Raw genomic sequence first — 23,779 nt, 5'->3', positions numbered from 1 at the left:
GGCAACGGGGTCGATCGACACCCGCCCCTACCAACTGCGAAGAGCCGCGTTTACGTCCGTATAGACTTCAATTCAATCGGATCCCACCACACCACCGCAACGGGAGAGACATCTCGTCGTAGATCGAGGTCACGCCGGCCAACCAGGTTTTGTGCCGTAATCCCAGAACTCGATGTTCATTTGACCCATCATACTGGTAGATCGCGGATCTTCCTGGCAGGGATACCGACATATAGACTGTGCGGTTCGCAGTTGGCGGTTACGAGCGCGGCGGCGCCGATGGCGCTTCCGGACCCGACCGTTACGCCGCGCAGTATGATGGTCCCGGTGGACACGCGACATCCATCGCCAATCTCGATGGGCCCTACCACACTTTCTCCGGCGCGGCGTTCAGGGTTAGACATCTCGTGATCAGTGTCGACGAATGTTACATTCGGCCCGATCGCGACATTCTTACCGATAACTAATGGCTGTCGGGTGTCGAAAACTGTTCGGTAGCCGATGACAGTGGAGGCGCCTACGGTTATATTGCTCGACCTGAAGAACACTTTGGGTCGCACAATAGTCTTGGGGTGAAGTTTCAAGCCCATCAAGCGTAGTAGTTGCGTTCGCACTCGATTAGGCAATAAATGCGTGGAGAGAACGCCATTTACAATAAAATTCCATGGGATGGAGTTTGTGTCACCCGATTCTTTCCAAACAATTTCGCGAGTTTTTTCTATGAGGCTCACTACCTACCTCCTATGCATTCGAGTTGGGTCGTCTGGTGTTCAGTTTGGCGCGCATTCGGGTACGTCAATAGTGACTTTCGCGTTCCTAATCAAGGGCTGCACAGGAACCTCGGGCTCGCCCGGCGTAGCAGGTTCTGTCATGGAGAAGACAAGTTCCACCGTTTCACCTTGCGGAATCAGTGTCTGGACGCTATAGATGGGATGTCCGCGCTCCCGTCCGATATAGCTGAATGCTGGTTTCTCGTCGATAGTGACCTTGGTTAGAGTGGCTCCGCGTGTTGCGATTAGTGCTACATCTGCGAGGTTGGTCCCTCGTGGCGCGTCAACGGGATTTTCGAACATGGATGCGACGTAGTCAGTGTACGTTCCAACGGGAAGATTGTTCGTCAGACGCACGGTGACCTCTGAAGTCCGAGCATCGTTCTCACATGAGGCGGTGTACTGGATTTCTCTGTCCAAGTAGTAATCCAGTTTGTTTCCTCCAAGATTGTTTACCACTATGGAGGCGTACGGTGCCTCTGTATCGGAGACTACGTTTGCCAAGCGGGTTTTCTCGATAATTTCCTGTTCGTTCGCTTGAGCGCTCCAGAGTGAAAGGCGCCCCTCGCTTACTGCTTTTCCGAGCGCCTGAAGGAGTGACTTTGGGTTATGTACCCCTCCCGTTAGTTTCTGCACAACAAGTTTTGCAATGGTCTGAAGGTATTCTTTTCTGGCGATCTGATCATCACCGAATCGAGCGTATGCAGTAGCTCCGGTAATCTCGACTACATTCTCGGCGGTGATTTTTTCCCCGTCAGGCATTGTGACTGGTCCGACGGCACCAAGTACGTAACTCAAAGCGACGGGATCAGTCGCGATAACTCCGTCCACGTACTCTGCGGACTCTTGATGCCACAGTGAGCGCCATATCTCCGCAGCGTACGGAAAGTGTGGACTAACGTTGCTATTTCGAAAATCGGTAGTTGGTCGGCTGTGTCCGTATGTTAGCTCAAAATCGGGACCGAGGTCGATTGGTGTCTTATTCATACTAATTTCACGATTACTCGCCAAATCGTCAATCTGTGCTCGACCCTGGTCTGTGCGGACGATTGCGAAGGCCCCGAGCAAGCCCCCCGTGCCGCGCGCTTCGGCATTCGTCTGGAAACCGACAAAGTAGCTGCGCGGACCCTCTGCGCCGAGCATGGCGGGAGCGACCTGCGCCGCGAGCGAGGTGTTGTTCAACAGGCCGGAGAGTTCGGATACCTGATCCTGTAGATCGACCCGCGCGTCGTCGATCAGCCCGAGCCATGTGCTGTCTACATTCTGGGCCTGCTCATCCAGGTCGCTGATCGCTGCAGAGGTCGTCTCGAGGACGGGCGCGGCGTCGCGGAGAGCCGCAAGATTGATTCGTGCGCCGTCCAAAATCAACTGATCGGGAGACACGGCACTACCTGCGTCGACCGCGGGGAGGAGAACCTGCTCTGTGAGACCGCTCACAATGGTTGTCATCTGACGAGTGGAATCGAACGGGTTTCCCAAGAATGGAACGGCGCCGGCAATACGCCACGGCACCGAGTCGACCGAACTCTGGGCGTCCTGGGCGTAACGATCGGCGTCGCCCGCGACGATGCGGGCCCTGTCGGTATCGCCTGCGAGCAGTGCGTCTTTCGCCTGCGTCGCGAAGTCCTGTGCCTTCTCCAGGTTCGACTTCGCCTGCAAGCCTTCGTAACCCAGCCAGCTGATGAATCCGACGACAACGAGTGCGCCTACGCCGCAGCCGATCTGCACGCGCCGGCGCTTCCTGCGCTGAGCTGCGATCTCCTCATCCGACAGGCGCCTGCGCACCTTACGTCGACGCGGTTCGGGCGAAACTGACTCACCGGTAACATCGTTCACGCCGCTTGTGCCCCCTTCGTGGTTTCCGCTCGAGACGATAACCCGATTTTGATCTGGCCAACCGTTCAAGTGGTGGGTAACAGTGACTGTAAGTAAACTTCTGCACGGTGATCGTGACCGTGGAGTTGGGAGGCTCCGTCCACGATCGCATGACAGGGGAGGGTTCTGCACTTCCCGTGTCCTGAATTGTGTCGGGAGGACGAGGGGAGCGTGGTGCATCTACTTCCGCTGTCCCCGAGTCAGCGGGGCCTGTGGTTCGCGCAGCAACTGAATCCCGACATACCGTTCACCACGGCGCAATACGTGGAGTTCCGTGGCGATCTCGACGCGGACCTGGTTCGGGACGCCTGTAATCAGGCTGCGCGCGAGGTCGAGTCGGGCACTCTCGTGCTCGTCGAACAGGACGGCAAGCCGTTCCAGAAGGTCGTCCCCGATATCGAGGACGCGCCGCGTTATCTGGACCTGCGGTCCGAGAAGGACCCGGAAGCTGCAGCTCATCGCTGGATGACCGAGCAGTACACGAAGCCCCTCGACCTGCTGAGCGACCGACTCATCGCCACCACCGTGCTGCGCATCGCGGACGACCGCTATTTCCTGTCGAGCTACGTCCACCACATCGCCCTCGACGGTCAGGGCGCGGTCAACATGCTCAACCGCGCCGCCGAGCTGTATTCGGCGTGGGTCTCCGGCTCCGACGCGCCGCCGCTCAAGGCGATGCCGATTGCCGACATTCTCGATGTCGAGGCCGCGTATGTGGGCTCGAAGCGTCAGGACACCGACCGCCGGCACTGGCTCGAGCGCCTCGCCGACCTGTCCGAATCCGTGTCGTTCGTCGATCACGAAGCGCCTCTCGGGGTGCCGGCGCGCCGGGCGAACTCCGAACTCGACGCCGAGACGGCAGCTGCGGTCTCGGCGCTCGCCCATGACGCGAACTCCACCGATGTCCCGATCGTCCTCGCGGCGTTCGGTGCGTTTCTCGCCCGGACGACGGGTGTGGTCGACGTCGTGCTCAGCCTGCCCGTCTCGGCGCGCACCACTGCCGCGTTGCGTCGGTCCGCAGGCGTTCTTGCCAACGTCGTGCCGTTGCGCCTGTGCGTGGATTCGGCCACCACACCCGCCGAGCTCATCCGCGACGTGCAGGTGGAGCTGAGCAGCACCCTGCGCCACCAGCGCTATCGGTACGAAGACATGCTCGCGGATCTGCGCAGCCTCGGCCGCTCCCGCGACGAGGCGGCGAGCCCGTTCGGCCCCACCGTCAACCTGATGATGTTCCATCCCGAGATCGCCTTCGGCGACGTGACGGGGGAGTACCACCACCAGTCCAGCGGTCCGATCGACGATCTCGCCGTCAACGTCTACCCGGGCGTCGCCGGCCGCACGATGCGCGTCGACTTCGAGGCCAACCCCAATCTCTACAGCGACGAGCACCTCTCGTTGCTGCACAGCCGTTTCCGCGGATTCCTGAAGGAGTTCGTGCAGAACGCAGGCGTCGCAGTGGGCGATCTCGCCCTCGCCGACCCGGCCGAACTCGACGGCCTGGCTCCCGCACGCGGACACACCGCGCCCGAGCCGGAACTGCTGCCCGATGTCCTCACCCGCCACGCCGCGAGCGACACCGTCGCCGTCGTGGACGGACACGACAACATCACCTACCGCGAACTCGACGCCCGTTCCGACGCACTCGCTCATGCGCTGGTCGCGGCGGGTGCCGGACCCGAAGAGCGCGTCGCGGTGCTGCTGCCTCGCTCGATCGATTCGGTGGTCGCACTGTGGGCCGTCGCCAAGACCGGTGCCGCCTACACCCCGCTCGACCCCGAACTTCCCGCTCGTCGCCTCGATCAGGTGCTGCGCGACGTGCGGATCGCCGTCGCTCACGACCACCCGGCGCTGCCCGCGCACGTCACCCGCATCGCGCCGCCCACCGGCGGATCCGGCGAGACCTTCGCTGCCGAGCATCGCCTGCGGCCGCTGCACGTCGACAACACGGTGTGGATCATCCACACCTCCGGTTCCACCGGCACCCCGAAGGCCGTCGCGGTGGGCCACCGCGGAGTGTCGGCGCTCGTATCGACACTGCGCGATCGCTACCGCGCCGACGAGACGTCGCGGGTACTGCACCTCGCGTCGCCGTCCTTCGACGCATCGCTGCAGGAACTGCTCCTCGCCTTCGACGCCGGCGCCACCCTGGTGATCTGCCCGCCCGACGCCGTCGGCGGACCGGCGCTGGCAACCCTGCTGCGCAGCGAATCCGTCACCCACGCGATCACCGCACCGGCGATCCTCGCCGTCACCCCCGACGACGACCTGCCCGACCTGCAGGTTCTCGACGCCGGTGGCGAAGCACTGCCGCAGGCCGTGGCCGACCGTTGGTCCACCGGCCGTACGATGCTCAACGCCTACGGGCCCACCGAGACCACGATCCTCGCCACGCTCAGCGACCCGCTGCAGCCCGGCGCGGGTGTGCCCATCGGCCGGCCGATCGACGGCACCACCGCCGTCGTCCTCGATGCCCGCCTGCATCCCGTGCCCGCCGGCGTGATCGGCGAGCTGTATCTCGGGGGACCGGGCGTCGCGCGCGGCTACCTCGGCGCCCCGGCCTTCACCGCCGAACGCTTCGTCGCATCGCCGTTCGGTGGACGCATGTACCGCACGGGCGACCGCGCCCGCTGGACCACCGACGGCCACCTCGAATTCCTCGGTCGCGCCGACCAGCAGGTGAAGATCCGCGGCTACCGCATCGAACTCGGCGAGATCGAAGCCGCGCTCGTCTCCTTCGACGAGGTGCAGGCCGCGACCGTCACCGTCCACGGCGACCACATCGCCGCCTACGTCGTCGGCGACGTCGACCCCGCCGACCTAACCGTCCGCCTCGCCGACGAACTGCCCACCTATCTGCGTACGTCGTCGATCACCGTGCTCGAGGCGCTGCCGCTCACTCCAGGTGGCAAGGTCGATCGGCGCGCGCTGCCCGCGCCCGAGCGTGCTGTGGCCGTCGGATCGCGGCCGCCCAACGGCCCGAGCGAGAAGATCGTCGCCGAGCTGTTCGCCGAGCTCACCGGCATCGACGACATCGGGGCCGATGACGACTTCTTCGCGCTCGGCGGTCACTCGCTCGGTGCCGCGCAACTCGCTGCCCGTCTCGGTGCTGCACTGGGCCGCGACGTGCAGTTGCGCGACGTGTTCGCCCACCCGACCGTCGCCCGCCTCGCGGCCGCCGCGGCGAAACGACCCGAATCGGAATCGCGACCTGTCGCCACCCCCGACACCGGACCGTCGCCGCTCGCTCCCGCGCAGCGCCGGCTGTTCCTACTCGCCCGCGCACACGGCGACCCGGCTGCCTACCATCTGCCGTTCGCGCTGCACCTCGACGGCGCCCTCGACCTGCCGGCTCTGCAGGCCGCGGTGGTGGACGTCCTCGACCGGCACGAAACCCTCCGCACACTGTTCCGCCTCGAACTCGACGGCCCGGTGCAGGACGTGCTGCCGCTCGACCGTGCCGTGGCCGGTCTCGCGCTCGAACCCGAAGCGGCCGACGGCGACGTCGAAGCGCTCATCACCGAGTGGGCGGCCGAACCGTTCGACCTCACCGCGCAGATCCCGTTCCGGATCCGCCTGCTGCGACTCGCCGACGACAAGCACGTGCTCGCCGTCGTCGCCCACCACATCGCGCTCGACGGTGCGTCGTTCGTGCCGCTCACCGCCGACGTCGCTACCGCCTACCTCGCCCGCACGGCCGGGGAGCCGCCCGCGTGGACGCCGCTGCCGCTGCACTACCGGCACCATGCGCAGTGGCACCTCGATCGCCTCGGTGACCCGACTGCGTCCGACACCCGCGCCGGTCGCGAGATCGACTACTGGACACGCACACTCGACGGTCTCGCCGACGCGGCGCCGCTGCCTACCGACCGTCCCCGCAACGGCGGCTTCGGTCCCGCTGCGGCCGTGGACTTCGCGGTGCCCGCCGACCAGGTCGCGGCCCTGCGGTCCGTCGCTGCCGCGCACGACGCCACCATCTTCATGGCCGTGCATGCCGCCGTCGCCGTGTGGCTGGCGGCCTGGACTTCCGGGCACGACATCGCCATCGGCACCGGAACGGCCGGTCGCGACCATCCCGACCTCGACGCGCTCATCGGCATGTTCGTCGGCACCGTCACCCTGCGGACGAATGTCGACCCGGCGCAACCGTTCACGTCGCTGCTCGCGCAGGCCCGCGACACCGACCTCGACGCCTTCGCGCACGCCACCGTGCCGTTCGACTACGTCGTCGACGCCCTGGGCTTCTCGCCCTTCCACGTGATGCTCGCCTACGACAACGTGGACGTGCCCGACCTCGAACTGCCCGGCCTCACCGTGCAGTCGCAGGAGATCGCCTCGTCGCAGGCACGATTCGACGTCGAGATCTCGCTGCGCGAACTGCGCGACGGATCGCTCACCGGCCGCCTCGTCTACGACACGAAACTGTTCGACGATGACACCATTGTCCGCTGGGTGACCCGCCTGAGCGGAGTGCTCGAGCAGGTCGCGCAGCATCCGTCGCTGCCCGTCGGCGATCTCGACCTCGGCACCCTCTCCGTCGAACCGGCCGAACCCGGGCCGGAAGCGACCTTCGCCGAGATCATCGACCGGTCGTCGGCCACCGTGACCGAACCCGGGGGACAGGCCGTCGAGATCCGCACGGCGGCACGCCCGCTCGCGTGGACGCTGATCGAGCGGGGCATCGGGACGGAAGACCGTGTGGCCGTCGTGCTCTCGCGGTCGACGCGGTCGGTGCTCGCCGCCGCGGCGGTCGCGCTGAGCGGCGCGGCCTTCGTGCCTGTGGACCCCAGCCAACCCGCTGCGCGCATCGCCCAGTTGCTCGGCGCATCCGGTGCGCGGTACGCGATCGTCGACGGCGACGTCTCGCTGCCCGACGGGGTCGAGCCGATCGCCTTCACCGTCGAGGGCGACACCCGCCCGATCACCAACGCCGATCGCGTGCGGCCGCTGCACGTCGACAACACGGCCTACGTCGTCTACACCTCGGGATCCACCGGCCGGCCCAAGGGTGTGGTGGTCGCGCATCGCGGACTCGGCCCGCTCGCGCAGTCGTTCGTCGAACGCTTCGACCTGCCCACCATCTCGGACACCGCAACCGACGCACGGGTGCTGCACTTCGCCACCCCCGCCTTCGACGGCGCGGTGCTCGAGTACGTCCTGGCGCTCACCTCCGGCGGCACGCTGGTGGTCGCGCCCGCCGACCTGTTCGGTGGCGACGAACTCGTGGAACTGCTTCGCACCGAAGGCATCACCCACTGGTTCTCGACGCCCTCGGTGCCCACACGGCTCGACCCCACCGGACTCGACGCCCTGCGCACCATCGTGATCGGCGGCGAGGCATGGCCGGTCGAGACCGCCGAACGCTGGGCACCCGGCCGCACCCTGCTCAACGTCTACGGACCCACCGAGACGACGGTGCTCGCCACGTCGAGCGAACCCTTCGCACCCGGCGACCGGCTCACCATCGGCACCGGCCTCGTCGGCGTCACCGCGGTGGTGCTCAGCGAACGCCTGCGGCCCGTGCCCGAAGGTGTGACCGGCGAGCTGTATCTCGGGGGACAGGGCGTCGCCCGCGGATACCTCGACGCACCCGCACTCACCGCCGACCGCTTCGTCGCCAACCCGTTCGGCACCGGACGTCTCTACCGCACAGGCGATCTCGTGCGCTGGACGGGACACGACGACGACCGCGCTCTCGAATTCGTCGGCCGCAGCGACCACCAGGTCAAGATCCGCGGCTTCCGCATCGAACTCGGCGAGATCGACGCGACCCTGCAGACCCACCCGGGCATCGGCACCGCCGTGACCGTGGTGCGCGGTGACACCCTCGCCACCTACGTGCACAGCCGCAACGGCCGCCTCGACCCGCACGAGATCCGCGAGTGGGCCACCGAGCGTCTGCCGCGGCACATGGTGCCCGCGACCGTCACCGTGCTCGACGCATTCCCGCTCACCAGCACCGGCAAGATCGACCGCGCCGCGCTACCCGAGCCGGAGGTCACCGCGACCCGCACCGACGGATATCGCAGCGCCACCGAAGAACTCGTCGCCGGTGTTGTCGCCGACCTGCTCGACCTGCCGAGCGTCGCCGGATCCGACGACTTCTTCGCCGTCGGCGGCAACTCGCTGCTCGCGACCCAGCTCGCCGCGCGCCTGCGGGGAGTCGCGGGTCGCCGGGTGGGTGTGCGCGACATCTTCGAGCACCCCACCGTCGCCGAACTCGCGAACCTGCTCGCCGAGGAACCCATCGGCGAGCACCTGCCGCTCGTGCACATCGACGACGACAGCGATGCGCCGCTCGCACCGGCGCAGCAGCGCATGTGGCTGCTCAACCGGTTCGACGTGGCCGACGGCATCGACGGCGGCGACCACATCGCCTTCGCGCTCGACCTCGACGCCGACACCGACCTCGACGCCGTGCGCGCGGCCGCCGCCACCGTGCTGGCCCGCCACGACTCGCTGCGCACGGTCTTCCCCGACAGCCCGTCCGGCCCGCGCCAGCACGTGCTGCCGTCGGTGACGCTCGACCTCGAACCCGTCGACGCCGGCACCGACCTCGATGCGGAGCTGACCGAATTCGCTCGCGCGCGTTTCGATCTCACCGTCGACCCGCCGATCGGCACCCGGCTGTACCGGACGGACTCCGGCTACGTGCTCGCCGTGGTGATCGACCACATCGCCGCCGACGGCTTGTCGCTGCTGCCGCTCGGCCGCGACGCCGTCGCCGCCTACCGTGCCCACCGCGACGGGGAGACGCCGGAGCTGCCGGCACCGTCGGTCACCTACCGCGACTACGCGCGCTGGCACCGGGCCGTGCTCGGCGACGAGAACGACCCCGACAGCCTCGCGGCACGGCAGCTCGCCTTCTGGAAGCAGACCCTCGACGACGCGTCGCCGCTGCTCGCGCTGCCCACCGACCGTCCCCGCAGCGCGGCGACCACCGGTACCGCGGGTCGCGCGAGTTTCACGATCCCCGCCGAACTGCACGCCGCGATCGACAAGCTCGCCCGCTCCCACGACGTCACGCCGTTCATGGTGATGCACGCGGCCTTCGCGACACTGCTGTCGGCGCTCGCCGCCACCGACGACGTCACCATCGGCACGCCCGTCTCCGGACGCAGCGACGCCGCGGTCGACGACGTGGTGGGCATGTTCGTCGGCACCGTGCCGCTGCGGTTGCGGGTGCATCCGCGCCGCACCTTCGCCGACCTGCTCGCCGATACCCGTCGCGCCGATCTCGATGCCTTCGCCCACGCCGACGTGCCGTTCGATCGCATCGTCGACGCGGTGGGGGCCGGCACCGACGCGCACCACCCGTTGTTCCAGGTCATCCTGGCGTACGAGTCGTTCTCGCTCGACGAGTTCACGCTGCCCGGCAGCTCCACGACGATCCGCAAAATCCCGGTGGGCACGGCCCGCGTCGACCTCGAACTGACCGTCCGCGAACGCCGTTCCGAGACCGGTGTACCCGCCGGTTTGGAAACGGTCCTCACGTACGCGGACGAACTTTTGGATTCGCACACGATTGCGCAGTGGCAGTCGTGGTTCGTGCGTATCCTCGATGCCGTTACCGCCGACCCGGCTGTNGTCGCTGCCCGAGCTGGTCGCGCAGCGCGTGGCCGACGATCCGGCGGCCGTCGCCGTGGTGGGGGACGGGTACTCCCTCAGTTACGGCGCGCTGTGGTCGCGTTCGGGCGCGCTCGCCAAACTCCTCCGCGAACGCGGCGTCACCGCCGAGGACGTCGTCGCCGTCGCGCTGCCGCGCACCCCCGAGCTGGTCGTCGCGATCCTCGCCGTCTCCCGCGCCGGTGGAATCTACCTGCCCGTCGACGTCACGCATCCCGCCACGCGACTGCAGGTCCTGTTCGACGACGCGCAGCCCTCGCTGGTCGTCACCGACAGCGACTTCACCGACGTCCGCGTGCCGACGCTGCGATTCGACGACCCGGAGGTGGCCGGCCGCCTCGACGACGGGGCCCTGTTCGACTTCCCGCTCGTCGCGGATTTCGGCGCCTACATCGTCTACACCTCCGGTTCCACCGGAACCCCCAAGGGCGTGCAGGTGACGCACCGCAACGTGCTGTCGCTGCTCGCCGCGACCGTCGACGAGTTCGGACTGCGCGCCGACGACGTGTGGACGATGTTCCACTCGCCGGCCTTCGACTTCTCCGTGTGGGAGATGTGGGCACCGCTCGCCACCGGCGCTTCCGTGGTGGTGATCGACCACCTCACCGTGCGCGACCCGGCCGCCTTCGTGGACGTGCTCACCAGCAACCGGGTGACGGTGCTCAACCAGACCCCCACGGCCTTCTACCAGCTCGCCGCCACCGATCACGCGCCGCTCGAAGACCTGCGGCTGCTGATCTTCGGCGGCGAAGCCCTCGACCCGGAGCGCGTGCGCCCGTGGGCCGCAAGCCATCCGCATGCGCGGACGATCAACATGTTCGGCATCACCGAAACCACCGTGCACGTGACCTTCGGCGACGCCACCGCGACCGGCATCGGAGCGCCGCTGCCCGGTCTCGCCGTGGATGTGCTCGACTCGTCGCTGCGACCCGCACTGCCCGGCGCGATCGGCGAACTGTACGTGCGCGGAGACCAACTCGCGCGCGGCTACCGCGGACGCCCCGGCCAGACCGCGACCCGCTTCGTCGCAGCTCCCGGTGGCACCCGCCGCTACCGCACCGGCGACCTCGGCCGCCGCGACACCAGCGGTGTCCTGCACTATCTCGGTCGCGCCGACCAGCAGATCGAACTGCGCGGCTACCGCATCGAACCCGGCGAGATCGAAGCCGCCCTGCTGCGCAGCAAGGGCGTGCGCCAGGCCGTCGTGCTGCTGCGCGACGACCGCCTCGTCGCCTATCTCGTCGGAGGCAACGCCATCGACGCCCTGTGCGACCTGCGACGCAGCCTGCCCGACTACCTCGTCCCGTCGGCCGCCGTGGTCCTCGACGCACTACCGCTCACCGCCAACGGCAAACTCGACCGCGCCGCGCTGCCCACCCCCGACGTCACCGCCGATGGGGGAGCGGCACCGCACGGACCGGTCGAGGAACTCGTCGCGGACGTGTGCGCCGAACTGCTCGGCATCACTGCCGGCACCCTCGGCGCCGACGACGACTTCTTCCACCTCGGCGGCAACTCGCTGCTCGCCACGCGCCTCGCCGGTCGCCTGTCGGATCTGCTCGACGCCGACGTCACCGTGAGAGACATCTTCGAGAACCGGACCATTACAGCCCTAACCTCACACATAACCAGTGGAAGCGATAAGCCCTCTCGCCGTGCGCGTCTCGTCGCCGACCCCGACGCACCCGCCCCGTTGTCGGCGGCGCAGCAGCGCCTGTGGTTCATCAACCGCTTCGACCCGGCGTCCCCGAGCTACAACCTGCCCTTCGCGGTGCGGCTCGACGGGACCCTCGACGTCGACGCCCTCACCGCCGCCGTGGCCGACGTGCTCGAACGGCACCGCACACTGCGCACCGTCTACCCGGCCGCCGACGAGTACACCGTGCTGCCCCCGGCACGCCCCGATCTCGACCCGGTGGCCGTGCCGGAGGACGCCCTCGACGAATTCGTCCGCGACTACGCCACCACCGGATTCGACCTCACCGTCGAACCCCCGGCCCGCATGCGGCTGTACCGGACGGCACCCGACCGGCACGTGCTGCTCGTCGTCCTGCACCACATCGCGGCCGACGGCTGGTCGCTCACGCCGCTGCTGCGCGACATCGCCGTCGCCTACGACGCCCGCCTCACCGGCGCGAGCCCCGAGCTGCCGGCGCTGCCCGTCCAGTACACCGACTACGCGCGGTGGCAGCGCAGCGTCGCCGACGAGCAGATCCCCTACTGGCTGGGCGAACTCGCCGACCTGCCCGACGAAGTGACCCTGCCCGGCGACCGGTCGCGCCCCGCGCAACCCACCGGACACGGTGCCGCCCACACCGTCTCGCTCGACGCCGACCTCGTCCGCGGACTGCACGAGCTGGCCCGTGAGGGTCGCGCGACGGTGTTCATGGTGCTGCACGCCGCACTCGCGGCGTTGCTCGCGCGGCACGGTGCCGGTCGCGACATCCCCATCGGCACCGCCGTCTCCGGTCGCGGCGACCCGCAGCTCGACGACGTCGTCGGCATGTTCGCCGGCACCCTCGTGCTGCGCACCGATGTCGACCCCGACGCCACCTTCACCGATCTGCTTGCGCAGGTGCACCGCCGCGACCTCGCCGCCTACGGCAACCCGGACGCACCGTTCGAGACGCTCGTCGAGAAGCTGCAGCCCGCCCGCAGCGAAGCACGGCACCCGCTGTTCCAGGTGGCGCTGTCGCAGGCACGACCCGTCGCCTCGACCTTCTCGCTGCCCGGCCTGAACGTCACCGCCGCGCCTGTCGACACCGAAACGGTCAACGTCGACGTGCAGGTCACCGTCACCGAGCAGCAGGACGGCATCGACCTCGAATTCTTCTACAGCACAGACCTTTACGACGCCGACACCGTCGCCGGCTACGCCGAACGCCTGCGCACGATCCTGACTGCGGCCGTCGCGGATCCGGATGTGCGGGTCGGGGAGATCGATCTGCACGGCGACGTCGACCTGCCCACCGTCGGCGCTGTGCCGGGTGCGCCCCGGTCGCTGCGGCAGTGGCTCGCGCAGGGCGCAGCTGCCGGCGGCGAGGAACTCGCGATCGTCGACGACGACCGCGAACTGTCGTATCCCGAACTGCTCTACTACTCCGACGCTCTCGCCGCGCGCCTCCAGCTCGCCGGGGTGCGCCCGGGCGATCCGGTCGCGTGCGCCTACCCGCGCTCGCTCGAATCGGTGCTCGCCGTGTGGGGCATCATCGGCGCCGGCGCCGCACCCATGCTCGTCGACCCCACCGCCCCCACCGCGCGCCTAGCCGAGATGCTCGCCGACGTGCGCGTGGGAGTCGGTGAAGCGCCGACACTTCCGGCAACCGTGCGATGGCTCGAGGTGACCTCCGACGACGAGGAACCGCTCGCCGACGTCGTCGACCCCGCACCCGACGCCCCCGCCTACTTCGTCTTCACCTCCGGCACCACCGGACACCCCAAGGCCGTCACCCTCACCCAGCGCGCCGCGAGCGCGTTCGCCGAGGACATCGGCGAATACCTCGCCGCCTTCCCGGGCGATCGCGTCCTGCACGTCGCGGCACCGTCGTTCGACGCCGCGATGCTCGAGATGCTCACCGCCGGCATCTCCGGCGCGACGCTCGTGGTGGCCGACGCCGACAGCTACGGTGGCGCAGCCCTCGGCGACCTGCTCGACAGTGCCGCGATCACCCACGCGGTGATGACGCCGTCGACGCTCGCGACCGTGCCGGTGCGCGACCTGCCGGCCCTGCGCACCCTCGTGCTCGGCGGCGACCGGCTCACCCGCGAGATCGTCGACCGCTGGGGAGACGGGCGCACCCTCGTCAACAGCTACGGCCCGGCCGAGGCCACGATGTTCGTCACCAACTCGCAGCCGCTGCGACCCGGCGACGACATCGTCATCGGCACCCCGGTCCGCGGCGTCACCGTCGAGGTCCTCGACGAGCGACTGCGTCCCGTGCCCGCCGGCGTGGTCGGCGAACTGTACGTCTCGGGACCGCGACTCGCGTCGGGCTACCGGGATGCCGCTGGGCGCACCGCAGCGCGGTTCGTCGCCGGACCCGACGGCCGCCGCTACCGCACCGGCGACCTCGTGCGCTCGACCCGCACCGGCGCCCTCGAATTCGTCGGCCGCAGCGACAACCAGATCAAGCTGCGCGGCGTGCGCATCGAACCCGGCGAGATCGACACCGCTCTCACCGCTCTCGACGGCGTCGACCGGGCCGTGACCCTCCTGCGCAGCGGCCGCCTCATCTCCTACGTCACCGGCGAGAACCTCGACGACTCCGACCTGCGAGCCCAGCTGCGCACCCTCCTGCCCGCGCACCTCGTGCCCACCGCGATCGTGCCGCTCGCCGCGATCCCGCTCACCTCCCACGGCAAGGTCGACGCCGCCGCCCTGCCCGAACCCGCAGCCGGGGAAGGCAGCGAACCCCGCACCGAGACCGAAGCACTCGTCGCCCGCATCATCGGCGACGTCCTCGGCGACGGCACTGCGGTGGGACGCACCGACGACTTCTTCGCGGTCGGCGGCAACTCGCTGCTCGCGACCGTCCTCGTCGGCCGCCTGCGCGACGAGACCGGCACCGACGTGCCGCTGCGCACCGTCTTCGCGAACCCCACCGTCGACGCGCTCGCCGCCGCCCTCGACGCCGGCGGTTTTGACACCGACGCAGGGCCGGTGGCGGTGTCGCCGCGACCGGAACGGATTCCGCTGAGCCGCGCCCAGCGTCGCCTGTGGGGACTGAGTTCGCTTGCCCCCGATGCCTACCGGCTGCGCAGCGAGGTCAACCTGAGCGGACCGCTCGACCTCGGTGCCCTGCAGGCCGCGCTCGGCGACATCGCGCTGCGTCACGAGATCCTGCGCACCGACTACATCGTCGACGGCGACGGCGTGTACCAGCAGGTCCACGAAGCGCCGCGCAGCGACCGGTGGCGCGTGCGACTCGAACGCACCGGCCCCGACCAGCACGTGCTGCACCTCGACGTCGACCATTCGATCGCCGACGGCACGTCGCTGCGGCCGCTGCTGCGCGACCTCACCATCGCCTACCTCGCCCGCGTGAACGGTGCGGCACCGCAGTGGGAACCGCTGCCGCTGCAGTACGCCGACTACGCCCTGTGGGAAGCCGAACGCGGGATCCCCGAACGCGATCTCGAGCACTGGCGACGCGCCCTCGACGGACTCACCGTCACCGAACTGCCCGCCGACGCCACCGGAACCGACACCGGTGCGCGCAGCGTCGACTTCACCGTGCCCGCCGAGGTACGCGACGCACTCGCCGACCTCGCCCGCGCACACGGCGCCACCGAGTTCATGGTGCTGCACGCCGCGCTGTCCGTGCTGCTCGCGCGGCTCGGCGGCAGCGACGACATCGCCGTCGTCGCGGTGGTGGGCGGACGCCGCTGGGCGCAGCTCGAAGACCTCGTCGGCCCGTTCCTCGACACCCTCGTGCTGCGCGCCCGCGTGGCCCCCGACATGTCGTTCGCCGGGCTGCTCGGCCAGGTCCGCGACTTCGACGTCGCCGCCTTCGACCACGTCGCCGTGCCCTACGAGCAGCTGTTGTCGGAGCGGCAGAGCGGCGCACCGCAGGTCGCGTTGGCGCTGCAGGACTTCGGCATCGATCCGATCAGCCTGGGAGAGCTCACCGTCGAGGCGCGCGAAGTCCTCGACGACACAACGAAGTTCGATCTGCAGTTCACGCTGGCCCCACGTCCCGACGGTTACACCGGCACGCTCGTGTTCGACGCCTCCCGCTTCGCCGGCCGCACCGCCGAACTGCTCGTCAGCCGTTTCGTCGCGCTGCTCGGCAGCCTGGCGAGCGCGCCCGACAGTGTTGTCGGCGAACTGGCGGTCGACACCCCGGCTCCCGCCCTCGACGGTGGCGAACCGGCCCCGGCACGCACCCTCGCCGAGATGTTGCGCGCCACCGTCGCCGCGCATCCCGACCGTGAGGCCCTGCGCGGCGACGGCGAATCGCTCACCTACCGCGAACTCGACGCACAGTCCGACGCCCTCGCCGAGGAACTGCGGGCCGACGGCGCGCGGGACGGGAAGATCGTGCGCATCGACGCACCGCGCAGCGTCGACTACATCCGCACCCTGTGGGCCATCACCAAGACCGGTGCGGCCTTCACACATTCGCGGCAGGCAGGGGAGACGTGCCTGCCCGGCACCGCCTACGTCGTGTCCACCTCCGGCTCCACCGGCACCCCGAAGCGGGTCGCGGTGACGCACCGCGGACTCGCCCCGCTCGCCGCCGAAGCGGCCGAGCGTTACCGGGTCGAGCCCGGAGACCGCGTGCTGCACGGCTATTCACCCGAGTTCGACGCCGCGCTGCTCGAACTGCTGCTCGCCCACACCACCGGTGCGACGCTCGTCGTCGCACCCCCGGACGTCTACGCCGGTCAGGACCTGCACCGCTACCTCGCCGAACAGCGCATCACCCATTACCTGTCGACCCCCACGGTGCTCGGCACCCTCGATCCCGAGGGACTGCCCGACCTGAAGGTCGTCGCCTCCGGAGGCGAATCGCTGTCGCCGTCGCTCGCGGCGCGCTGGGCCGACGGCCGCGTGATGCTCGACGCCTACGGACCGACCGAGGCCACGATCGTCGCGACCCTCGTCGACATCGAACCCGGCACCCGCCCGAGCATCGGCAAGCCCGTGCCCGGCACCGTCGCCCACGTGCTCGACGCGCGCTTGCGTCCCGTGCCCGCCGGAGGCGTCGGCGAGTTGTATCTCGCGGGTGAAGGCCTCGCCGCCGGATATCTCGACGACCCCGCGCGCACCGCCGAACGCTTCGTCGCCGCTCCCGGCGGTGCCCGCAGGTACCGCACCGGCGACCGCGTCCACCGCCGCGTCGACGACACCCTCGGCTATCTCGGCCGCACCGATCGCCAGCTCAAGGTGCGCGGCGTGCGCATCGAACCCGGCGAACTCGAAGCCACGCTGCTCGCCCAGCCCGGTATCCGGCAGGCAGCGGTGGTCGCGGTGAGCGGCACGCTCGTCGCGTTCGCGGCCGGACCGGATCTGTCGGCCGACGACATCACCGCGCGAGTCGCGCTCGTCGTGCCGCCGCACCGCATGCCGACCCGCGTGCACGCGCTCGACCAGCTGCCCCTCACGTCCAACGGCAAGCTCGACGTCGCAGCGCTCGAACTGCACGACGCCGCCGTGCTCGACGACGACGCCGCCCTGGACCGTCCGCTCACCGACGCCGAGGATCTCGTCGTCACCGTCGCCGAGGACGTGCTCGGCGCCCGTCCGGCCGCGCACCGCGGGTTCTTCACCGCCGGCGGCGACTCGCTGTCGGCCGTCGTGTTCGCCGCGCGCCTGAGCGAGGCGTTCGGCACCGACGTGCCGGTGCGCGAAGTACTCGCCGCCCCGACCCTGGCCGCGCTCGCCGCCCGCATCGAATCCGGCGACGACCAGCGCGTCGCGCTGCGGCACTACGACGATGACACCCCGGCACCGATCGCACCCGCGCAGCGCCGCCTCGGCATCGTCGCGCGGGCCGAGACCGGCACCGCCGGCTATCTCGTGCCGGTCGTGCTGACGCTGAGCGGCGACCTCGACGTCGACGCCCTCGCCGCCGCGGTGAGCGATGTCGTCGACCGCCATCGCGTGCTGCGCACCGCCTTCACCGACGACGTGCAGGTACCCGTCGACCCGCCGGTGCTCGAACACTCCGCGCCGGAGGACGTCGCCGCGGCCGTGACCGCCACGATCACCACGCCCTTCGACATCACGATGCAGGCCCCGATGCGGATCCGGTTGTTCGACGTCGAACCCGGCCGCTGGGTGCTCGCCGCCGCCGTGCACCACATCGCGTTCGACGGCGCGTCCGTCGGACCGCTGCTCACCGATCTCGCCGTCGCCTACGACGCGCGTCGCGGGGCAGAAGCGCCGGTCTTCGAGTCGCTGCCCGTCACCTACGGCGACTACGCGCGCTGGCAGCACGAACTGCTCGGCGACCCCACCGATCCGGGCTCGCTCGCCGCCCGCCAACTCGACTACTGGACAACCACACTCGCCGGCCTGCCCGACGGCCCGCTGCCGCTGCCCGCCGACCGGCCGCGCCCCGCGCAGCCGACCCACCGTGGCGCGCAGATCGTCTCGACCCTCGACACCGAGACCCACCGACGCCTCCGGGACGTCGCGCGCAGCCACGACGTCACCGTGTTCATGCTCGTCCACGCGGTGCTCGCCGCGATGCTCGCGCGTCGCAGCGGACGCACCGACATCGCCGTGGGCACGGCGATCGCGGGTCGCACGGATGCCCGCCTCGACCGGCTCGTGGGCATGTTCGTCGGCACCGTGGTGCTGCGCACCGCCGTCGACCCGTCCCGCCCGTTCACCGACCTGCTGCGCGACGTGCGGGCCACCGATCTCGGCGCGCTCGCGCACGCCGACGTGCCGTTCGACGAGGTCGTCGCCCGTCTCGCGCCGCGCCGCGACCCGTCGTACAGCCCGCTCTTCCAGGTGCTGCTCACGCACCGCGTCGAGGCCGGCGAGGTGCTGCCGCAACTGCCGGATGTGCAGATCGCCGAGACCGACGCCGGGGAACCGGCCGCGCAGTTCGACGTGGTCGTCGAACTCGTCGAGCGCGAGGCCGGACTCGACCTGCGCCTGGTCTATGCGACGGATCTGTTCGACGACACCACCGGCGACGCGATGCTCACCGACCTCGTGGCGATGCTCGCCGCCGCCCTCGCCGAACCCGACCGCGCCGTCGGCGATCTCGCCGTGCCGGTGCCCGCACCGCTGTCGGCTCCCGCCGTCGCACCGCGCACCCTGCCCGAGATCTTCGCGACCGCCGTCGAACAGCACCGCGGACGCATCGCGGTGCGCTCCGGCACCGTCGCCTGGACGTACGGCGGACTCGACGCCCGCGCCGACGAGATCGCCTCCGTGCTCGCCTCCCACGGCGTGCGACGCGGAGACCTCGTCGCGATCGCCGTGCCGCGCAGCGAGTACTGGCCGCTCGCCGTCTGGGCGATCACGAAACTCGGTGCGGCATGGGTGTCCGTCGACCTCACCCAGCCCGACGCGCGCAGCGCCGCGATCCTCGCCGACTCCGGTGCTCGCATCGGCCTGACCGTCGGCTACCGCGAACTCGGCCACGTGACGTGGCTCGACCTCACCGCCGATCGCAGCATCGACTTCGACGCCGTCGAACCCCCGCGCCCCGCAGTGACATCCGACGATCTCGCCTACACGATCTACACGTCCGGCACCACAGGCACCCCCAAGGGCGTCGACGTCACCCACCGCGGACTCGCGGCGCTGCTCGGCGTGCAGAGCACTCTGCTCGACCTCGGGCCGGAATCGCGCGTGCTGCAGGTCGCCTCGCACACCTTCGACGCCGCGGTCTTCGAACTGCTCTCCGCCCACGCGCACGGCGGCGCCCTCGTGATCGCCCCCGATCACACCTTCGCCGGGGAACCCTTGCAGGAGCTGATCGTCGACGAGCGCGTCACGCACCTCAACCTCACGCCCACCGTGCTCGGCACCCTCGACCCCGAGGCATTCGAGCCGACGACGATCGTCGCCGCGGGTGAGACCCTGCCCGGTGCACTGGTGGGCCGCTGGTCGCGGCACCGGATCGTCAACGGCTACGGACCCACCGAATTCACCGTCGCCGTCTCGTATTCCGCGCCGCTCACCGATGACGAGAAGCCGAGCATCGGCATGCCTGTCGCGGGAGCCACCGCCTACGTGCTCGACTCGCGTCTGCACCCCGTGCCGCGCGGCACCGTCGGCGAGCTCTACGTGACCGGTGACAGCACCGCCCGCGGCTACCGCTACGAATCCGGCCTCACCGCAACGCGATTCGTCGCGAACCCGTTCGGCGACGACGGGTGGCGGCTGTACCGCACGGGCGACCTGGTTCGGATCCTGCCGAACGGGGTACTGGATCACGTGGCCCGCATCGACGACCAGGTGAAGATCCACGGCATCCGAATCGAACCCGCCGAGGTCGACGCCGCGCTGCTGAACCGTCCGGGAGTCGCGGCGGCCGTGACCGTTCCGCATCCCGGACGTGACGGCGACACCGTGCTCGTCTCCTATATCCAGCCCGAGACCGGCACCGCACCCGACACGGCAGCATTGCGTCGCGCGCTCGTCGCCGACCTGCCGCGTCACCTGCGGCCGGTGAGCATCACCGTCGTCGACGCACTGCCGCTGATGGCATCCGGCAAGGTCGACCGCGCGGCGCTGCCCGCCCCCGACACCGCCGTCGACGAACCATATGTGGCGCCGCAGGGACGCATCGCGCAGACCGTCGCCGCGGTGTTCGCCCGCCACCTCGACCGGCCGATCGACGAGATCTCTGCTGACCGAAGCTTCTTCGACCTCGGTGGCAGTTCCATCGCGGCCGTCACCGTCGCCGGTGAACTGCGCGACGAGCTCGGCGCCGACGTTCCCGTCGAGTGGCTGTTCACCAGCCCGGATCTCGCGTCGCTCGCCGACCGCATCGACCACGGCCGCAGTAATGACGAACGCGACCCGCTCGGCAGCCTCGTCGAGATCGCCGGTCGCGGTGACGAGAAGCCGCCGTTGTTCTGCGTGCACCCCATCAGCGGACTCGCATGGATGTACGCCGGTTTCGCGCAGCATCTCGACGGCCGTACCCTCTACGGTCTCCAGGCAACGGGCTTCGACGACATTCCGGACAGCATCGGCGAACTCGCCGCGCGGTATGTGGCCGAAATCCGTAAGGTGAGGGCCGATGGTCCCTACCACCTGCTGGGCTGGTCGGTGGGCGGCACCATCGCACACGAGATGGCCGTGCAGCTCCGCGAGCACGGAGAGCAGGTCGGTGCGGTAGTGCTGCTCGACACGCTCACGCCCGAGACTGTGCCTGCCGAGCCCCACCCGACGGCAGAGAACGTACCCGACATCGCCGGGCTGCCCGAAGAACTCGTCGCCGAGGTCCGGCGCCGCACCGACGCCGCCGCGCAGGCCGTCGAAGACGCGGTGCGCCGACACACCCTCAGCGAATACGACGGCGACATCGACCTGGTGGTCGCCGAACCCGATCTCGACCGGCACCCAGATCTCGCCGCCACCTGGCAGCGATATGTGCGCGGTCTCGTCGTCGAACATCCGGTGCCGTTCACGCACTCGGAACTGGCCGATGCGGACGCGGTGCGTGCGATCGGCCCGGTGCTCGACAGCGTGCTCGAGCGCCACGACGACCCCCACACCGCGCCCGCCGGGTGCGCACGCAGTGTTACCGCAACGAGGGAGACGCCCTGATGGAAGTACATGATTACCTGCGAATTCTGCAGGCGAGGTGGAAGATCGTCGCCGTCACGACGGTGGTGGCGGTTCTTGCCGCCCTCGGCGCCTCCCTGCTGACCACGCCCCAGTACGAAGCCAAGACACGCCTGTTCGTGTCGACCTCGTCGGGCGCATCGGTGCAGGAGATCTACCAGGGCAACCTGTTCTCGCAGCAGCGAGTCACCTCCTACACCGAACTGCTCGAGGGCACCACCCTCGCGCAGCGCACCCTCGACAAGCTCGGTCTCGGCGAGATGTCGGCCGTCGATCTCGCCGGCAAGGTGACCGCCTCGTCGACCCCCGACACGGTGCTCATCGACACCGCCGTCACCGACGAGTCGCCCGAGCGTGCCCGCGACCTCGCCAACGCACTGTCGGACGAGTTCGTCGTCATGGCACGCGAACTGGAGACCCCCGAGGACGGTGGCCCGCCGACCGCCCGCGTGGTGGTCGAGCAGTACGCGGCTACGCCGTCGGCGCCGGTGACGCCGAAGACCACACGGAACGTCGCGCTGGGTCTGGCCGTCGGTGTGCTGCTCGGCATCGCCCTCGCGGTGCTGCGCGATCGCCTCGACAACACCATCAAGGACCGCAACGCCGTCGAGGAGCTCGCCGGCACCGGTGTGGTGGGTGTGATCCCGCTCGAGAAGGCCCGGCAGGAGGAGCCGGCGATCGTGTTCGCGGACGCCAACAGCGGCGACGCCGAGGCCTACCGGGAGATGCGGACCAACCTGCAGTTCCTCGAGGTCGACAACCCGCCGCGCGCGATCGTTATCACCAGTTCCCTGCCCGGCGAGGGCAAGACCACCACGGCGGTCAACCTGGCCCTGGTGCTCGCCGAGGCCGGTCACTCCGTCGTGCTCGTCGAAGCCGACCTGCGCCGCCCGCGTGTGACCAAGTACCTCGGCACGCTCGGCGACGCCGGCCTGTCGAACGTGCTCGCACACACGGCTGCACTCGAGGACGTGCTCCAGCCGACGCGCTTCGACGGCATGTGGGTGCTCGCGGCCGGCGGTCTGCCGCCCAACCCGTCCGAGCTGCTCGGTTCCGCGCATGCGCGGGAGGTCATCGAGGACCTGCGGTCGCGCTTCGACTACGTCATCATCGACGCGCCGCCGCTGCTGCCCGTCACCGACGCGGCGATCCTCACGAACATCGCCGACGGTGCGCTGCTCATCGCGCGTTACGGCAAGACCACCCGCGAGCAGTTCGCGCGGGCCGTCGGCAACCTGCGGGCGGTCAACGCGCCCGTGCTGGGCACGATCCTGGCGCTGACCCCGACCAAGGGACGCGGCACGGCCTACGAATACCGCTACTACTACAGCTCCGACAAGGACGGTGCTGCTCCGGCAGCCGCCCAGACGAGCACGCCGGCGACGCAGCGTGTCGGAGCGCCGGCACCGACCGCACCGGCCGCCCAGCCGGCTGCGCAGGCTCAGACGACCGCGTCGGCACCCGTCGAGGGACCGGCCCGGCCGCAGAACGGTCAGCATCATGTCGAGCCGCCGGCCACGCAGGCCCACCCGGCGCCGAGCAACGACGCCTACCACTACCGCGCTGCGGAGCAGTTCCCGCCGGCGCCGCAGCCGGCATCGGAGCGATACGGCAGCGAGCCCTACCAGGCGCCGCAGGCGTACTCCGCCGCCGAGCCGCTGTCGCGACCCGTGGTGCACGCACCGCGACGCCCGGTGAACGACTCAGGCTCGGAGAGCGGCGAGGAGAGGTAGCAACAGATCGGCGATCTCGGATCCGACCGTGACGAACGTCTCCTCGTCTCGGCCGATCGGGTCGACGATGTCCTCCGGCCCGGGTGCAGACATCTGCGCCCGGGCCGTCGTCAGTTCTGCGATGGTCCGCGCACCGGTGGCGTTCTGCAGCCGGGCGGCCTCGCGCAGCGTGAACGTCACCCGCATCCTGCGCGGTGCGAGCTGGATGACCTTGGCGCGGTGCCGCTCGCTCATCGTGATGATCATGTCGGAGTCCTCCGCGATCGGCGGGGTGATCCGACGCGCAGCGAATCCGTCCGGATCGCCTCCGAGCTGCTGCAACACGAGTGCCGCGGTGGGTTCCATGCCGTAACCGACCATCGCCCGGGTGCCGGCGCTGTGCGCCGAAAGGTCCTCGCGACCGGCCTCGGCCGCGTATGCGGTGGTCAACCTCTCTGCGGTGGGTGATCGGCAGATGTTTCCGGTACACACATAGAGAATCCGCATTCGGCGATCCTATGGGAGACGCTATCCAG

General features: G+C 69.5%; 5 protein-coding genes and 1 pseudogene. 3 read left to right on the top strand and 3 right to left on the bottom strand.

What is annotated here, in order from left to right; genetic code table 11:
- Window positions 1-188: 188 nt before the first annotated feature.
- Window positions 189-731 carry an acyltransferase gene (locus tag QR64_RS26560; RefSeq protein WP_139192942.1) on the bottom strand — a complete coding sequence of 181 codons (543 nt, stop codon included), beginning with the start codon at window positions 729-731 and terminating at the stop codon, window positions 189-191.
- A gap of 39 nt (window positions 732-770) precedes the next feature.
- Window positions 771-2,606, bottom strand: coding sequence for a DUF4012 domain-containing protein (locus tag QR64_RS14000; RefSeq protein WP_235367133.1), 1,836 nt, complete (start codon window positions 2,604-2,606; stop codon window positions 771-773).
- Window positions 2,607-2,816: 210 nt separating this feature from the next.
- Between QR64_RS14000 and QR64_RS27875 the strand changes: the two are divergent.
- The 3 genes and pseudogenes from QR64_RS27875 to QR64_RS13990 form a co-directional block, all read left to right on the top strand.
- Window positions 2,817-10,228: pseudogene (locus QR64_RS27875) on the top strand (amino acid adenylation domain-containing protein); the annotation flags it as partial.
- Between the two features lie 29 nt (window positions 10,229-10,257).
- Complete coding sequence (locus tag QR64_RS27870) at window positions 10,258-21,513, top strand: amino acid adenylation domain-containing protein (protein WP_235367131.1); 11,256 nt, start codon at window positions 10,258-10,260, stop codon at window positions 21,511-21,513.
- Entirely contained in the window at window positions 21,513-23,264 is a 1,752-nt protein-coding gene (locus QR64_RS13990; RefSeq protein WP_039585706.1) for a polysaccharide biosynthesis tyrosine autokinase, read from the top strand. Before QR64_RS27870 ends, QR64_RS13990 begins: the two co-directional genes overlap by 1 nt.
- Here QR64_RS13990 and QR64_RS13985 read toward each other — a convergent pair.
- Window positions 23,235-23,750: a low molecular weight phosphatase family protein gene (locus QR64_RS13985; protein ID WP_024101937.1), complete on the bottom strand. Its 516-nt coding sequence runs from the start codon at window positions 23,748-23,750 to the stop codon at window positions 23,235-23,237. The genes QR64_RS13990 and QR64_RS13985 overlap by 30 nt on opposite strands.
- Window positions 23,751-23,779: the final 29 nt, after the last annotated feature.

Origin of the sequence: Rhodococcus sp. Chr-9 (assembly GCF_000801125.1) — a bacterium.
GTDB classification, from domain to species: domain Bacteria; phylum Actinomycetota; class Actinomycetes; order Mycobacteriales; family Mycobacteriaceae; genus Rhodococcus; species Rhodococcus pyridinivorans.
This window is presented reverse-complemented; position numbering and strand designations above follow the sequence as displayed.

Bases quoted from the DNA above. Each gene is read 5' to 3' on its own strand.
- QR64_RS13990 (WP_039585706.1), top strand. From the start codon at position 21,513: ATGGAAGTACATGATTACCTGCGAATTCTGCAGGCGAGGTGGAAGATC.
- QR64_RS13985 (WP_024101937.1), bottom strand. From the start codon at position 23,750: ATGCGGATTCTCTATGTGTGTACCGGAAACATCTGCCGATCACCCACC.